The organism is Mucilaginibacter pocheonensis, from assembly GCF_031456535.1.
GTDB classification, from domain to species: Bacteria; Bacteroidota; Bacteroidia; order Sphingobacteriales; family Sphingobacteriaceae; genus Mucilaginibacter; species Mucilaginibacter pocheonensis.
This window is the reverse complement of record NZ_JAVDUU010000003.1, coordinates 317383-333795: the sequence shown is the minus strand read 5'-3', so window position 1 is coordinate 333795 and position 16413 is coordinate 317383. Positions and strand designations below refer to the sequence as shown.

The window sequence follows — 16413 nt, the reverse complement described above, 5'->3', positions numbered from 1 at the left end:
TAACGCAGCAAATTCAGGACATATATAATTTATATATTATTTTGACGTTTTTAATTATTAAAAATAACTATTAATTGAAAATCAGGTACTTAACGTATGATAAATTAGTGTTTATACGCATAGGAATACACCGCCCTGTCTTGTAATTTTGAACATAAGCTTATCAATTAATAACTACATTAATCTCTCCATTTATGAAAAAGCGCATATTACTTATTGATGATGATGACGCTTTGCTTGAGGTATTGAATGAAGCGCTATCCTACGAAGGCTATGCTGTAAAATGTGTACAAAACACCAACGGCGTATTCACGGAGATACAGGAGTTTAAACCTGATATTATTGTAACCGATTATTTATTAAATGGGATTAACGGCGGTGAGCTTTGCCACCAGATCAAACAGAACCTGCTTACTAATCATTTGCCCGTGCTTATTTTATCGGCTTATCCCAAAATGAATAACACCCTTGAATATTATGGCTGCGACGCGTTTATACCCAAACCTTTTGACCTTTTTGATTTTATGACAAAGTTAAGTGCCTTTACCGCACCGGTACGCAACTAAGATGTATGCAAACATGCAAAAAGTTTCAAATCAATATTACTTATTTGAATGAGCAATATAGGGCTGATGTTACGGAACTGTCCTACCCCAATCATTGTATTTTATACAAGATCAAACTCAGGCAGGCTAAATTCTGGTTTATCAAATGCGCTGAAGAGTGGAAATATATAGGCGATTTTCAGCTTGCCCCAAAGCTTAAGGGCCTGCTGATCCGCAAAATTGAGAAAGTTAAGGAGGCCGATAAGTGCACTATTGACACCAACACAGCGCCTGGTATTTGAGCAGCCATTACCAATTAATTTATAAATAAAAAAAAATCCTAAAGGTAAAATCATTATATTTGACCATACCGTTTTAGCCGATACATACGTAATACCCCGCTCCATTTGATGGTATGATTACGTGGACCTCATTAAATGTGGAGCTCTTGGTCGGGTGATACGGAGATGGGTCCACGTTTGTTTTTTACAGCTTTTTCAAAACACATATAAGCCACAATCAGGTATTTAACGCAAGTTTTTAAAGTATTTATACCTAACCCATATTTAATCCGCTTACTTAGCTTTGTTGTTTGACCATGAGACCTGAAACGGTTGTATTGCCCGACCAACAAGATCAAGAAAGCTGATCCAGATCACGAATATGATACGGATCGGTTTTTTTGATTTCGGACTCCTAACGAAAATCATCCTGATCATAAAACAATTAGCTTTTTCGGTATTAAATTAATAGCTTAATACAATCTGATTAGTTTATTATTGAGCTTCAAAACAGTATCATCTATTATGGCAAAAAAACAGGTGGCGGGTGAAAGAAAAACCGAAGGCAAATCAGCCGGCTCAAAAAAAACCTCTGTTGCAAAACAAGAAATTACAAAACCCAGGGCTTTTCCTATTATCGGCATGGGCGGCTCTGCCGGGTCATTCAAAGCGTTTGAAAAGTTTTTTACACATATGCCCGCTGATTGCGGCATGGCTTTTATCATTGTTATCCATCTTGATCCTCAGCATAAAGCCCGCGTTGCAGACCTGATACAGAATTATACCAGGATGCCCGTTATTGAGGCAGAAAATGGCATACTGGTTGAGCAGGGCCACGTTTACATTATTCCTCCGCATAAAGATATCAGCATACATTACGGTAAGCTGGTTACTGTCGATTTCGGTGAGTCAAAAAACAGGCACATGACCATTGATTACTTTTTACAAAGCCTTGCCGACGACCAGTGGAACAACGCGGTAGCCATTATTTTTTCGGGGATGGGGACTGATGGCGAAACCGGGCTGCGTATGGTAAAGGAAAAACTGGGCATGGCCATGGTTCAGGACCCAGACAGCGCGGAATATTCAAGCATGCCCAGGAGCGCCATAAACACGGGCCTGGCCGATTATGTATTGCCCCCCGAAGAAATGCCCCTGAAACTGATCCAGTATTTAAACCACCCGGTATTAAACGAGAACGCCCGTGACCTGGCCATATCCGAAACAAAAACAAACCAGGTTATTCAAAACATACTTTTACAGTTGCGCTCAAGCGTTGGGCATGATTTTTCATTGTACAAGAAATCAACCATCAGGCGGCGTATAGACCGCAGGATAGCCTTTAACCAATTGCCTGATTATGTACAGTATGCCAACTTTCTGAAAGATAATTCCCAGGAAATAGAAATACTGTTTAACGAATTGCTTATAGGCGTAACCAAATTTTTCAGGGATAAAGAGGCATTTGAAATACTGCAAAAAAAACTGTTGGACCTGCTGAGCCAAAAACCTGCTGATGAACCGGTACGAATATGGGTAGCAGGCTGTTCAACAGGCGAAGAGGCATATTCCATTGCTATTTTGGTAATGGAGTGCCAGGAACAGATAAATCGCAAACACCAGGCAAAAGTGCAGATATTTGCTACCGACCTGGATATAAAAGCTATTGAACATGCCCGCCAGGGTATTTATTATGGCAATATCACTGCTGATGTATCGCCCGAAAGAATAGAGCGCTTTTTTATCAGGAACAACGATGGATTTTCGGCGAAAAAAGAGTTGCGCGAAATGATTGTCTTTGCGCAGCATAACCTCATTAAGGATGCCCCTTTTACCCGGCTTGATCTTTTGTGCTGCCGCAATGTTATGATATATCTGACCAATGATCTGCAAAAAAAGATATTGCCGCTGTTCCATTATTCACTCATGCCAAAGGGGCTCATGTTTATGGGGCCTGCCGAAACCATTGGTTCATTTGGGAGCCTTTTTAAAACCATTGATGGTAAATGGAAGCTATTTGAAAAGCAGGAAGCTGTGGCCGGCACAGGCAAAATGATCGATTTTCCCTTTAATGTTTCAAACCCGGCAGGGCGATTGTTCAAAAACGAAACCATGCAAAAATCTTTGAAAAAGAACGACCTTTCAGACATCTTTGGCAAGATACTGATTGAAAACTATACCCCTGCCGCCCTGCTTATTAATGAAAAGGGCGATATTTTATACATTAACGGCAAACCCGGCAAGTTCCTGGAACTAAGCTCGGGCGAAGGCGTAATGAACATCCATCGCATGGCCCGCGAAGAATTGAAGTATGCTTTGGGAAATGCAATACGCCAGGTATTTATCCATAAAGGACAGATAACATTACCCGAAATAAAGTTAACCGATGGTTTGCAGGGCCGGCTGGTGAATGTGGAGGTAAGCTACCTGGAAGGTACGGCACTTAATGGGTTGGTGATCATTGTTTTTAATGACCTTGGCCTATCCAAAAAACCGGCGCCACGGCTATCCAAAAAAAACCTGTCCATTACTGACGGGCAGGCCGAGGAACTGCAAAAAGAACTTATTTATACCAAGCAGCAGCTGCAAACCACCATTGAGCAGATGGAAACTTCAATGGAAGAACTTAAATCAACCAACGAGGAACTGCAAAGCACCAATGAAGAACTGCAAAGTACCAACGAAGAGTCATTGACCACCAAAGAGGAGATGCAATCATTGAACGAGGAACTCATGACCATTAACATGCAGTACCAGGTTAAGGCCGAAGAGCTAACGCAGCTTAACAATGATATGAAAAACCTGCTTGACAGCACAGAAACAGGTACCATATTTTTAGATAATCAGCTTAACATACTGCGCTTTACCCCGCAGATAAAAAAACTTTTTAACGTTATACCCGGCGATGTTGGCCGGTCCATTAACCACGTAGTATCGAATTTTAATTACCCGGCAGTGGAGCAGGACATTATGGAGGTAATTGAAAAGCTCACGGGTAAAGAAATAGAGGTAAAAACGAATAAAGGCGAATGGTATAACCTGCGTATTATGCCTTACCGTACGCTTGATAACTTTATAAGCGGCGCTGTACTTACGTTTGATAGAATAACCTTTTTAAAGGCTATGCAAACCAGGCTGAATATTTTACAGAAATATACCTCAACCGCCATTCAGCAAATAAACGAACCTGCCATACTTTTAGATAATGAATCGCTTATTGTAAGTGTAAATTCGGCTTTTTTAACATATTTTAAATTAAAGGAAAACGATATACAAAAACTATCCTTTAACGAACTGCTGCGCCACAGATGGCAAACCGATAAGCTCGACATGTTTTTAAAAAACAGTCTCCATAAAAACTCGTCGGTATCCATCGTTCATGATTTTCCATCCATCGGCCTAAAAAAACTGGTTTTTAGCAGCGATACCTTTAAAGATGTTGAAACAGCCGAGGCGTATTTGATGTTACTTACATTAAAAGAGGGAAAAATTTGACAATTGAAAAAATACGCTTCCATATTGAGTAATAACGAGTATTTAAAATTGTTTAGGCAAAAGGCCGAAACAATTTTAAATAACAAAGCCTGGAAGCCAGACAGCCTGCTTTCGGGAATGGAGGTACAGGAGCTATTGCATGAGCTGCAGGTTTTTCAGATAGAGCTGGAAATGCAAAATGACGAGCTGCGGTCATCACACGAAAGCCTTGAACTTGAGCGTAAAAAATTTTTAAGCCTTTATGACCTTGCCCCCGTTGGCTATTTTATCCTGAATCAGTTTGGTGTAATTGAGGAGGTAAATACCACCGGATCGCAAATGATTGGCGCACCAAAGGCAATTTTATTAAAACAACGGTTACAGGAGTTTATAGCCACAGAAAGCATTAAGAATTTTTATGCTTTTATACGTAAACTGCAAAATACGGGGCAAAAGCAAAATTGCCAGCTTTGGTTAAAAGCGAGCACCGGACAGTCATATTATACGCAGATTGAAGGCGTTGGCGTAAGAAACGCCAGCGGCGACAAGCAATTTTATATAGCCGCGGTTGATATAACTGAGCGTATGGAAGCCGAACAACGCCTGTACAATGCCAATGAACGCCTCAAAATGACCCTGGAAGCGTCGGCGACGGGTACCTGGGAAATTGATTTGCAAAAGCGGACCATTTTTATGGACGATTACTGCTATACCATTTATGGTTATAAACCCTGGGAGTTTGACGGCAAATATGAAACCTTTTTTGAAGCCATACACCCTGACGATGCTGATAAAATGCGCAGCGCTTTTGAAACGGCGCTAAAAGAATCAACAGAAATTGATTTGGAATACAGGATAAAAAATGGCAGCGTCCTTAAGTATTTAAGGGTAAGAGGGCATATTATTAACAAGGATAAAGATAATAACAAAGCGGCAAGCCACTTTGTAGGGATCATGATTGATATTACCGAAAGTAAAAAGCTGGAGGCAAATACCGAAGGCCTGCGCCTAAACCAGGAAAGGAATATCAATAAAGCCGTTTTGCAGGTGCAGGAAAATGAGCGTAAACGGATAAGCGAAAGCCTGCATGACAGCGTTAGCCAGCTGCTTTATGCCATAAGGCTAAATTTCCAGAACTATAAGGAGGTGTCGGCCAAAAAAGATGATTTTGCCGCCATTAATGACCTTATTGACCAGGCTATTAAAGAAACGCGCAATATATCATTTGAGCTTGCCCCATCCATATTAACTGATTTTGGCTTGCGCGAAGGCCTAAAGGAAATGATAAAACGGATAAGTATGCCCCAGTTTGTTGTGAAGAGCCAGCTTTCCATTTTAAAAGCGCGCCTTGATCCCAATTTGGAAATTTCCGTATTCCGTATTGTGCAGGAGTTATTGAACAATAGTATTAAACACGGCCGGGCTACCGAGGCTCACGTTAAAATAAATACAATAAACGGGCATATTAACATATTGGTTAATGACAACGGCATAGGCTTTAATGTTAAGGATACTGATTATCTGTTAAAAGGATCTGGATTACGCAGCATTAAAAACCGTGTTAATTTGTATAACGGAAGTATGGATATTAAATCGACAGTTGATAAGGGAACCAGTGTGTATATTATATTGAAGCACGATAATTAACTCTCATGGATATTAAAAACAATATTGTTGTTATTGGTGCATCAGCTGGCGGCCTGCAAGCCATGACAGAACTGGTATCACATTTGCCTGAGAATATCAACGCGCCGGTATTCGCGGTATTGCACCTGTCAAAAGATTCACAACCCGATATTATTCTGCAGTATTTGCAAAGCAATACCCGTTTAACATGCCGTATTCCCGTAGATGGGGAAAGTTTTCAGAAAGGTTATTTTTATCTTGCCCCGGCAAACTGTCATATGATGATTGGCAAGGATGTGATCCGTGTCAATAAAGGGCCGCATGAAAACCGCTGGCGGCCATCAATTGATGTATTGTTTCGGTCGGCCGCTGCCAATTACGATTCAAATGTGATCGGCATTATACTAACAGGCCTTTTAGATGATGGCACATCGGGCATGTCTGCCATTAAAAGATGCGGCGGAACCACCATAGTGCAGGAACCATCGGAGGCTGCCTTTCCCGATATGCCAACAAATGTTATCAACAACGTAACGGTTGATTACCGGGTGTCTATTGCTGATATAGCTTATATCCTGGAAGATCTTTTTTCAAAGCCCAAACAACCGTTTACAAACATACCGCCGGATGTAAAGCTGGAAGCCGAAATTACGGAGCGCAGAAACTTCAGCATGGAGAATTTGCGGCAAATTGCTACCCACTCCGTATTTACCTGCCCTGATTGTGGCGGGGGGTTATGGAAGATCAATAGTGATGATGAAATACATCGTTACAGGTGCCACACCGGTCATGTTTACAACGAAGATATTTTGCTGAAAAAACAGCAGGAATCGCTTGAGGAATCTGTTTGGGTGTCGATCAGAATGCTGGAAGAACGCCGCAACCTGTTGTTAACCATGGGTAAACATGCGGAGGAATCGGGCAAAATCGATCATGCCCTATCCTACCAGGAAAAAGCAAATGAAACTACTGTACACATTGAGCGGCTTAAAACTTTATTAGGCATTGTGGAGGAAAATGAAGAGCCAAAGCAATATGGATAAAACGTTGTGAGCAATATAAGATTGATTTAAACCATATAACAATTTACAAACTCCATAAGGCGTTAATTAAACAAGAGATCATGATCAATATTTTACTTGCAGAAGACCACAATATAGTAAGGAACGGCATCAGGTCCTTATTAGATAAGGAGCCGGACCTCCATGTATCGGGCGAAGGTATTAACGGTCACGAGATACTGCAGCTTTTAGATGAAGGTTCACCCGCAGACGTGATACTGGCCGATATGAATATGCCCGGGATGGCCGGTGTTGAACTTATTCAAAATGTAAAAGAACAACACCCCCATGTAAAGGTGGTGGTGCTTTCTATGCTTGATCATGAAAAATATGTAACGCAGGCATTTAATGCTGGCGCGCTGGGGTATCTTTTAAAGAACGTTAGTGCCGATGAAATGATTTTTGCTTTAAAACACGTGCACATCGGCGGCAAGTACCTATGTTCTGAATTGTCATTCAGATTATTGGAAAAACTCATATACGCTCCCGAAGCTCCCGATCAGCCTGATATAGATTTTTCTAAACGCGAAATAGAAGTGCTCACCCTCATTGCAGAAGGGCACACCAATACAGAGATAGCCGACAAGTTGTTTACCAGCAAACGCACCGTGGAAGGACACCGTCAAAGCCTTATTGATAAAACCCAGTCGCGTAACACGGCAACGCTCATTAAGTACGCAATTATTAATGGTATCATCAGCTAAAACAGCTTGCGGTCTGCGCTCCATACATTAGTAAATCCACCACCAGTCTGCATTCAGCAATAGGTGCCGCCACAACGCACCATTTTATTAAAATCCATTATATTTGGTGTTACATTATCCATGAAAAAGGCAGAAACTGAGTTAACCGGTGTAAAGGAAATAGCCCGCAGGGCAAATGTATCTATCGGCACTGTTGACAGGGTGATTCATAACCGTAAAGGGGTATCTGAAAACACCCGGCAGAAAATAAACTCCATTATACAGGAGCTTAACTTTCAGCCCAATAAAATGGCAAGTTTGCTGGCTTCCCGCAAAATATTAAATCTCGCTGTGCTGATACCCGCAGTTTCAAACGAAACAGATTACTGGCTCTATCCGCTAAACGGAATAAAACAGGCAGCCGCGGAGATAAAACAATTCGGGGTTACTGTTAAGTATTATTTTTACGACCTGGATTCGAAAGCCAGTTTTCATTCATCGGCAGAAGAGCTTTTACACGACGAACCTCATGGAATATTAATAGCACCATCATTTGTAGAAGAATCGATATCGCTTGCCAAAAAGATACATGAACTTGGTTTACCGCTGGCATTCATCAACTCCGACTTGCCTAACCAGGAAAACCTTACCTATATAGGGCCCGAACTTTACCAAAGCGGCAAGTTGGCAGCCCAACTTATTAGCTTTATTATTCAGCCGCAGGATAACATATTAGCGGTTAACATAGCTACCGATCTGGAAAACAACCACCATTTACTACGTAAAGAGCAAGGCTTTAAAAAGTTTTTTGAGGAGGCCAAAAAGCCAAACCAGGTAATTAGCCTAAACATTAACGAAACCAAACTGGCTGCGGTAGAAAAATCGCTGTTATCATTTTTGTCTGCAGACTCGGGTATCAAAGCTATTTTTGTAACTAACTCCAGGGTAAACATTATTGCCAAAATACTGGAAAAGCATAACCGCAAGGACATCTTACTTATCGGTTACGACTTTTTAAAGAAGAACATCAGTTACCTGGAAAGCGGCCAGATCACCTTCCTGATCTGTCAACGACCTAAAGAACAAGGCTACCTGGGTATTTTGGCGCTGTACAAACATCTTTTCAAAATAAGTGAAGTGGAGAGATCTGTTTATATGCCTATAGATATTATCACCAAAGAAAACTATCAGTTTTATAACGGTTAAACGTTAATTGTTTAAATCCTGCAGATGGCTCTCGCAAACGAACAAACTATTTAGAAACTTCATTTACTTCGGGCTAAGCGATCATATAAAATATGGATTTTCTGGCTCCTTAATACGTTTTCTTCCTTTATTGATGCCGGATAAAGAAAATCATTATTAAGTGCCGCAAATTCATCGTTCAGTTTTTGCTCGTTTGATAGTAGTTTTTTCAGTTGAGTAACATAAGCCGGTACCTGCGCGTTAGTAAAACCTGGCGCGTTCACTTCAGATTCTATTTTCATAAAAGTAAGGTAATACACCCGGATCCTGGCCATTAACAGGTAATGATTAAACTCCTGCAGGCCTTTTACCGGCTGTATAGATTTAAGAATACTCAGCGCCTTTTGAGCGCTATCAAGTAACTGGCTAACCGTTATTGGCTTTGGCGACATCACCTTATCATTAACAATAGCATACGGCGCGCAAAAGAGCGCTTTCTTCAGCAGCATAGCCTTTGCGTTATCCATGCCATAGTTGCCGGCGCAATAACCGGCAATAAACTCATCGATAGTTAGTTTCTTATCGTTTTTTAACGCGCTTAAATAAAAATCAATCAACATATTAAAACCCGTCATGGGGTAAACGTGGCGAATGGCATACAGATCAATAGGCTCATCTTCCGACTCAAATACAGTGGAGTAAACGCCTGATGTTGACCATGAAGTCATGATAATACCTTTATAACCCAGCTTACGCGACAGCGGCAAAAAATCCCTGATATTATTGAAGTGTTTTTGCCAGTCGGTTAAGGCATAGGTATCCGGATGGCTTCTGATAGCCGGCGATCCCCAAATCTCATATCCCGACTGCAATAATTTTGAATGATCGCCAAAACGATTCAAGTCCCACCCGTAATTCCAGTCTATGAAAACAGCTTCCCTGGGCAGCATTTTGATGTATTCAGGATGTTTCAAGGCAATATCGGCCCATAGCACCGGCTTTTTACCCAGGCTTACCACAATATCGCACAGCATTTTAACATGATCAAAATAGAGTTTTGATAAACCTATCTCTGCCGCCCGTTTTTTGCATTTTTCGCAGTGGCCAAGCAAATAGGTTTCATCGCCGCCAATATGGATGTAAGGTGAGGTATGAGTAGCAGCCAATTCGGTATAAAGCCGCGTAAACAATTGCTTGTTCAGTTCGGGTTCGCTGGGGCATACCTGGCTAAAATCTTTCTGGTCTTCGCGCAAGGCGGCATATTTATTATTTCTGAGGATATACTCCACATGCCCAAAGCTTTGCTGCAACGGAATAACCTGTACGTGCATCCCATTGCAATAACTTACAAAATCGCGAATCTCCTGTTGCGTGTAAGCGTACCTGTTGGGTATCAATGGCTCGCTTTGAAATGGATAACTGGCCTCCCACTCTACCAGTAAAGTATTTATGCCTTTGCCGGCTAAATGAGCCACAAACTTTTTTAAGGCAGGCATTTTCATCACCTGAATGCGCATATCCACATGAAAACCTTTAATTGTTATTGAATCAGGTGCATTTACATTAACAGCCCGCACGGAAAGTTTAAAGCCGGTAATAAGCAGCAGCAGCAATAAGCCGCGGCATAAATAATTCTTCATATAAAAACATTAAGCAGGAAGAGTGGGACAAACAAACGTGTACGTACACGATATCAAATATAGATAGTTGGGACAAAAAAGCAAAATATTTTTGATCTTCATTAAAACACAAAGCCGAAACTAATCTTTATCAAAATAAAGCCTAATGGAATATAGCACTATAACTAAAAAGCACATTATAGTTATTGGAGGGGGATTTGCCGGATTAAATTTTATCAGCCGCATGTTTGGCAATAAATACTATAATGTAACCCTGGTAGATAAAAATAACTACAACTATTTTACTCCCCTGCTATACCAGGTGGCCACAAGTTTCCTGGAACCAGCAAGCATTAGTTACCCGTTCCGTAAGTTGTTAAAAAACAAAGGGGAGTCTTTCAGAATGGCATCCCTAAAAAAGGTTGATACCCAAACAAATGAGCTTTATTTAAGCGATGGCGGGGTGCTTCATTATGATATTCTTGTATTTGCAGCCGGTTCAAGAACCAACTTTTTTGGAAACGAAGGTGTACGTGCCCGGGCCTTTTCCCTTAAAGGCATTGACGACGCGTTGTACATGCGTAACGAGCTGATTAAAACGATGGAGAAGGCGGCGATTGAAACCGATCCTGTGGCGAGACAAAAATTATTAACCGTAGTAATTGCAGGTGGCGGCCCAACCGGTGTTGAAATTGCGGGCATGCTGGCCGAAATGCGACGGTACATTCTGGGCAAAGACTACCCTCAATTATTGGAGGCTACTTCCGAAATTTATATTGTTGACAGCTCACCGTATCTTTTAGCGCCCATGAGCGAAAAATCGCACCAGGCGGCTTATAAAGCTTTGGCAGATCAGGGCGTGCGTATTAAATTGAACACCCGGGTTAATTTGTACGAAAACGGCGTGGTACACCTGTCTGACAACACGGTTATTGAGGCCGAAACTTTAATATGGGCAGCAGGTGTAATAGCCAACACATTTGAAGGTATTGCTCAAGAAAGCGTTGGAAAAGGCAACCGTATGCTCACCGATGCCTTTAACCGTGTTAATGGCTATGAAAACATTTATGCCATTGGGGATATCTGTCTTCAATTTAATGATCCGGCCTATCCTAATGGTCACCCGCAACTGGCCCAACCAGCTATACAGCAGGGAAAAAGCCTGGCAAAAAACCTTAATCGCCTTGCCCGGGGACAGCAAATGAAACCATTTATTTATTTTGACCGGGGAGATATGGCCATCATAGGCAGAAGAGTTGCAATGGCCGATCTGTTTAAACACAAACTGCACTTAGGAGGCTTTTTAGGCTTAATAAGCTGGCTATTTATCCACCTCATATCTCTTGCTAATTATAATAACAAGATCAAAACATTTTACAACTGGGCAATAGCTTATCTTACTCATGACCAGGCCCTGCGCATGATCTTCCGTTCGGAGAATCGTGAAAATCGCCTGGGAGAATAATTAACATTATTTAATCCCTTCACTGGTCATGATCACCCTTTTTATACTCCCATCGGGATTGTAATATAAATAGTCAATGCAAACCGAGCGGTGGAAACTGCCTGCATCGGCAGCTAAAGCACCATTATGGTATATAAAATAGGTTTTGCCTTTAAAATCAATAATAGCCTGATGATTGGTGTTGGAGTTGCCTGCCAATTCATTGATGATCCCTTTATAAACCCAGGGGCCATTAATACTCCTGCTCATGGCATAGGCTATTTTTTCGGGAAACTCATAAGCATAGGATAAATAGTACCAGCCATTCCGTTGGTGCACCCACGGAGCTTCGGTATAATGTGGTAAAGTAATGGTTTTTATAGGGCCGTCTAACTCCGTCATATTACTTTTAAGTTTGGCATAATAGCAAATACCATTACCCCAAAAAAGATAGGCCTGCCCGTCCTTATCAATAATAACCGTTGGGTCAATATCATCCCATGAATGTTTTATGGCCTTAGTCATATCGTTGGTAACCAATGCACTTCCCCGGGCATCCTTAAACGGCCCGGTTGGACTGTCGGCTACGGCTACTCCAATGGCCTTGCCCGGAATAGTTGCATGTTCAACAGCTACATACCAATAAAACTTACCGTTACGCTCAATTACCTGAGAAGCCCAGGCATCGGCTTTAGCCCAAACAAAATCCTTAACATTTAATGGCGATGGATGCTCGGTCCAGTTCACCATATCTGTCGATGAAAAGCAGGTCCAGTTATGCATTACATATCCGTTTTTACCTGCTGGCGCTTCATCATGCCCGGTGTACAGGTAAACCTTATCCTTATAAACCATAGCAGCCGGATCAGCAGTAAACTTATGCCTGATTATCGGATTTCCCGTGGAGTGTATAATGGTATCTGGTTTTACAACAACAGCTTTGGCCGGCATCAAAAAACTCCCGGCTAATAAAGCAAGCAATGCACTTGTTACTTTTAATTTTTTCATCTGATTTTATTTACCTGGATCTGATGCTACTATTGGCCATCCATTTTCCCAGTTCAGTCTTTCTATTCTTAATTTTGATATCCCCCTGTCCGCGGCATCATAACCATGAAAAATAATATAGTCCACACCATCAAAAGCAGTCACTCCATTATGTCCAACGCCATACCAGTTGCTATCGCCCGCCAGTAGTACAGACCCGCCACCTTTGTTCAAGGCTAACCCGTCCTTATCCAAATATGGTCCATTTAACTTCCGGGAGCGACCAATGATCATTTTATAGGTGCTTTTTGGACCTTTGCAGCAATAATCAATAGAGGCAAACAGGTAAAAGTATCCATTGTGCCTAAAAATAAAAGGTGCTTCAATAGCATTACCACCGGCATCTGCCGGATTACCATCAACTGCAGGCAGGCTCTCTGATTGATGCTTCCGGCGGGTAGCTATAGTAGGAATATGGTTAATATCTTCGGCAATGCTTAGTCTGTCCTTATTCAGTTTAACCAGTTTCAGCCCATCCCAAAATGAGCCGAATACCAGATAAGGCGTACCATCCTTATCCGTAATTAAATTAGGATCGATGGCGTTCCAGTTGGTTTTGCCGGGGATAGATTGGATGATCTTGCCATGATCAACCCATTTATACGACGGATCATCGGTATGCAAGGTAGTATTGGTTGCCAGCCCAATGGCAGATGTATTTTTACCAAAAGCCGATACCGAATAAAACAAGTAATACAGTCCTTTATAATAAGAAATATCAGGCGCCCAAATATGATTTTTAAAGGCAGGGACAGCATCAACCGCCCACTGTGGCGCATTTTCAAAAACCGGTTTTTCGGATTTCCAATGCGTCCTGTCTGCAGATGACCACATGGCTATGCCCTGCCCCGTGCAAAAAATATAATACAGGCTATCCTGCTTTATCATCACCGGATCATGTACTGATATATCCGTCCTTAATTCCTGGGCTTGCAAACCAGGGTTCAGGAATAATAAAGCCGCTGTTAATAAAATACTTTTCAATATAATACCGTTTACTTATTTCTTGATCGTACTATGTTAAAGGAAAAAGCTTGGTTATTGCTTAGTTGAAAACTTGTAGGTAGTAACGGTATGATACGTTTCGCCCGGCTTTAAAACTGTTGATGCAAAAGCAGGCTGGTTAGGCGCATCGGGAAAGTGCTGGGTTTCCATGCAAAAAGCAGAACGGTGACCATATGCCTTACCGCCTTTTCCATCATTTGTTGCACCGGTTAAAAAGTTACCTGAATAAAACTGCAGCCCTGGCTCATCAGTATAAACTTCCATCATGATGCCAGTTGTAGTACTGCTTACCATAGCTACGGGAGCGGCAGCATCATGCTTGTTCAATACAAAATTATGGTCGTAGCCTTTTCCATTTTTCAACTGATCATCGGCTTTATCAATATCTGCACCTATGGTTTTAAATTTGGTGAAATCAAACGGTGTTCCTTTAACCGGTTGTAATTTGCCCGTAGGGATCAGGGTTGTATCAACAGGCAAAAACGCGTCAGCATTAATCTGAACCAGGTTATCTAAAATGGTTTTGCTACCTGCCCCGTTTAAGTTAAAGTAAGCGTGATTGGTTAAATTAATTACAGTTTTTTTATCGGTAGTGGCTTTGTATTCAATTTTAAGCGCGTTGTCATCACTCAGGGTATACAACACGGTTACTGACAGGTTGCCGGGATAACCGCCTTCGCCATCTTTAGATTGATAGGTAAGCTCCAATTCCTGCGCGTTTAGCTGTTTAGCCGAAAACACTTTGGAATAAAAACCATTAAAACCGCCATGCAGGGTATTTACACCGTCATTAATATCCAACTGGTAAGCTTTACCATCCAAACTGAATTTACCTTTGGCAATACGGTTGCCATAACGACCAATAATGGCCCCAAAAAATGGTTCTTTTGGTTTTTGATAGCTTTTTAAGGAATCATATCCTAAAATGACATCGGTAGGTTTACCGCTTTTATCCGGTACAACAATACTTACCAGCCTGCCACCGTAGTTAGTGATTAAAACAGTGGCGTTACTTTTATTTTTTAAAGTGAACAAGCCTGCTTTTTTCCCCTGAACATCCGCATTAAAACTGGCCGAATCAGGTAGTTTTTGTTCTGTTAATGAAGCCGTGTCCTGCCCTGTAGTATTGTTTGAGGTTGGTTTGCTTTTACAAGCACTAAACAGCACCACAGCGCAGCTCATCATCAATAAAAAATTGTGTTTTCTTTTCATAATCTGGTTGTTTACTTAAAATCGGTTTAATTGATTATCAAATATCTTCAACGTGCATAAACATGGTTTTATCAAACGCAATGTCATTTACAACAACAGAGCGAACGGAATCTGATCCATGATCACTACCGGTTAACAACTGGTTTTTGCCTATAAATTATAATTGATTGTTAAAAGAACACTTATTTTTTTACAAAACGAAATTTTTATTTCATTTTAAATAAACGATTTGTTTTTTATGGCCGAATAGCTAAAAAAAAGTAAAGTGGTTGATCTCTTATTGCGATGCTTCTGCAGAGATCAGCTTTATAATAAAAGTTGGAGCAATAGTGAATTTGCTTCAGAAACCCTAAGCTTAATTTGTATGAATGATTTTTCGTGATTATCAGTCGGCAGGCAACTGTTTAATTTCTATATTTCTGAAATCAACCGGCTGCCCTTCGCTTTGCAGGGCGATAAAACCACTGCTCAGTAATTTTCCGTCTTGTTTGTACTTTGGATCGTAACCGTGTGCTACACCGCCGCCAATGGTTGGTTTGGAATATTGCAGTACAGTATCGCCGTTGATGATATGTGTGATTAGTTTACTACCCTGAACAATCAACTCCCCCTTTACCCACTGCTCACCGTCATAAGTCTTTGAGGTTGAGTTAATACAATGGTCTGGCCAAACTTTCCCTTTGTAAACAACATCGGTGCCCGGAGAACACATATTACCCGTTGGCCTGGGCTTACCGTCGCCTAATCCGCCCAACAACTGCATTTCAATTGAAATTGGCCAGTCCTGATCTTTGAGCATGGTTCTTGGATCCTGCGAATGAAACATAACGCCACTGTTAAGTAGTGTGTAAGGAGGCGCGGTTGTTTGCCATTTACCAACAAATCGGTATTCGTACCTTAAATGATAATAAGAGAACGGCGTTTTATAATAGAGGTGTCCAAACTGGTCGTTGAAATCTCCATACTGATCATATCTGACCTTGATCATGCCATCTTCCACGCGAAATGTATTCCCGAAGTTTTCGCCCACTTCATGGTGATTGATCTTAACAAACCAGTCTTTAGTGTCACGCCCGTTGAACAGCTTTGTCCAGCCACCATCAATATTGCCGCCGCTTAGCCTTTTTTTGCTACCGCAACTAATGATAACAAGGCAGAAAAACAGTATTAAATATCTTTTTTTATAAATCGCATCGGCATAATTTCTTTCGTTTGTCAACGTACGTTTCAT

At 41.3% G+C, this 16413-nt stretch carries 13 protein-coding genes; 8 read left to right on the top strand and 5 right to left on the bottom strand.

Features of this window, described 5'->3' with window-relative positions; translation table 11 throughout:
* Positions 1-194 precede the first annotated feature (194 nt).
* The 7 genes from J2W55_RS14815 (at position 195) to J2W55_RS14785 (ending at position 8876) form a co-directional block, all read left to right on the top strand.
* On the top strand, positions 195-566 hold the full coding sequence (locus J2W55_RS14815; protein WP_310096989.1) for a response regulator: 372 nt from the start codon (positions 195-197) through the stop codon (positions 564-566).
* Positions 567-571: 5 nt separating this feature from the next.
* A complete protein-coding gene (locus tag J2W55_RS14810; protein ID WP_310096986.1) occupies positions 572-847 on the top strand; it encodes a hypothetical protein in 276 nt (91 codons plus the stop codon).
* Positions 848-1351: 504 nt separating this feature from the next.
* Positions 1352-4321 carry a chemotaxis protein CheB gene (locus tag J2W55_RS14805; RefSeq protein ID WP_310096984.1) on the top strand — a complete coding sequence of 990 codons (2970 nt, stop codon included), beginning with the start codon at positions 1352-1354 and terminating at the stop codon, positions 4319-4321.
* A 3-nt stretch (positions 4322-4324) separates the two neighbouring features.
* On the top strand, positions 4325-5947 hold the full coding sequence (locus J2W55_RS14800) for a PAS domain-containing sensor histidine kinase (RefSeq protein ID WP_310096981.1): 1623 nt from the start codon (positions 4325-4327) through the stop codon (positions 5945-5947).
* Positions 5948-5952: 5 nt separating this feature from the next.
* The gene (locus J2W55_RS14795) at positions 5953-6969 is read left to right on the top strand and encodes a chemotaxis protein CheB (protein WP_310096978.1); all 1017 of its coding nucleotides are present in this window, start codon (positions 5953-5955) and stop codon (positions 6967-6969) included.
* 80 nt (positions 6970-7049) lie between these two features.
* A complete protein-coding gene (locus tag J2W55_RS14790; RefSeq protein ID WP_310096975.1) occupies positions 7050-7691 on the top strand; it encodes a response regulator in 642 nt (213 codons plus the stop codon).
* A gap of 120 nt (positions 7692-7811) precedes the next feature.
* Entirely contained in the window at positions 7812-8876 is a 1065-nt protein-coding gene (locus J2W55_RS14785; protein WP_310096972.1) for a substrate-binding domain-containing protein, read from the top strand.
* Between the two features lie 59 nt (positions 8877-8935).
* Here J2W55_RS14785 and J2W55_RS14780 read toward each other — a convergent pair whose 3' ends face one another.
* Positions 8936-10495, bottom strand: coding sequence for a beta-N-acetylhexosaminidase (locus tag J2W55_RS14780; RefSeq protein ID WP_310096969.1), 1560 nt, complete (start codon positions 10493-10495; stop codon positions 8936-8938).
* Positions 10496-10640: 145 nt separating this feature from the next.
* On the opposite strand from J2W55_RS14780, the gene J2W55_RS14775 reads away from it, so the two are divergent.
* The gene (locus J2W55_RS14775; protein ID WP_310096967.1) at positions 10641-11939 is read left to right on the top strand and encodes an NAD(P)/FAD-dependent oxidoreductase; all 1299 of its coding nucleotides are present in this window, start codon (positions 10641-10643) and stop codon (positions 11937-11939) included.
* A 6-nt stretch (positions 11940-11945) separates the two neighbouring features.
* Here the strand turns inward: J2W55_RS14775 and J2W55_RS14770 are convergent, their stop codons facing one another.
* The 4 genes from J2W55_RS14770 to J2W55_RS14755 all read right to left on the bottom strand — a co-directional run bounded on the left by J2W55_RS14770 (position 11946) and on the right by J2W55_RS14755 (position 16413).
* Complete coding sequence (locus J2W55_RS14770; RefSeq protein ID WP_310096964.1) at positions 11946-12926, bottom strand: glycoside hydrolase family 43 protein; 981 nt, start codon at positions 12924-12926, stop codon at positions 11946-11948.
* A gap of 6 nt (positions 12927-12932) precedes the next feature.
* The gene (locus J2W55_RS14765; RefSeq protein WP_310096961.1) at positions 12933-13949 is read right to left on the bottom strand and encodes a family 43 glycosylhydrolase; all 1017 of its coding nucleotides are present in this window, start codon (positions 13947-13949) and stop codon (positions 12933-12935) included.
* 54 nt (positions 13950-14003) lie between these two features.
* Complete coding sequence (locus tag J2W55_RS14760; RefSeq protein WP_310096959.1) at positions 14004-15182, bottom strand: aldose epimerase family protein; 1179 nt, start codon at positions 15180-15182, stop codon at positions 14004-14006.
* A gap of 385 nt (positions 15183-15567) precedes the next feature.
* Positions 15568-16413 carry a 3-keto-disaccharide hydrolase gene (locus J2W55_RS14755; protein WP_310096954.1) on the bottom strand — a complete coding sequence of 282 codons (846 nt, stop codon included), beginning with the start codon at positions 16411-16413 and terminating at the stop codon, positions 15568-15570.

Bases quoted from the DNA above. Each gene is read 5' to 3' on its own strand.
- J2W55_RS14815 (WP_310096989.1), top strand. From the start codon at position 195: ATGAAAAAGCGCATATTACTTATTGATGATGATGACGCTTTGCTTGAG.
- J2W55_RS14810 (WP_310096986.1), top strand. From the start codon at position 572: ATGCAAACATGCAAAAAGTTTCAAATCAATATTACTTATTTGAATGAG.
- J2W55_RS14805 (WP_310096984.1), top strand. From the start codon at position 1,352: ATGGCAAAAAAACAGGTGGCGGGTGAAAGAAAAACCGAAGGCAAATCA.
- J2W55_RS14795 (WP_310096978.1), top strand. From the start codon at position 5,953: ATGGATATTAAAAACAATATTGTTGTTATTGGTGCATCAGCTGGCGGC.
- J2W55_RS14790 (WP_310096975.1), top strand. From the start codon at position 7,050: ATGATCAATATTTTACTTGCAGAAGACCACAATATAGTAAGGAACGGC.
- J2W55_RS14785 (WP_310096972.1), top strand. From the start codon at position 7,812: ATGAAAAAGGCAGAAACTGAGTTAACCGGTGTAAAGGAAATAGCCCGC.
- J2W55_RS14780 (WP_310096969.1), bottom strand. From the start codon at position 10,495: ATGAAGAATTATTTATGCCGCGGCTTATTGCTGCTGCTGCTTATTACC.
- J2W55_RS14775 (WP_310096967.1), top strand. From the start codon at position 10,641: ATGGAATATAGCACTATAACTAAAAAGCACATTATAGTTATTGGAGGG.
- J2W55_RS14770 (WP_310096964.1), bottom strand. From the start codon at position 12,926: ATGAAAAAATTAAAAGTAACAAGTGCATTGCTTGCTTTATTAGCCGGG.
- J2W55_RS14760 (WP_310096959.1), bottom strand. From the start codon at position 15,182: ATGAAAAGAAAACACAATTTTTTATTGATGATGAGCTGCGCTGTGGTG.
- J2W55_RS14755 (WP_310096954.1), bottom strand. From the start codon at position 16,413: ATGAAACGTACGTTGACAAACGAAAGAAATTATGCCGATGCGATTTAT.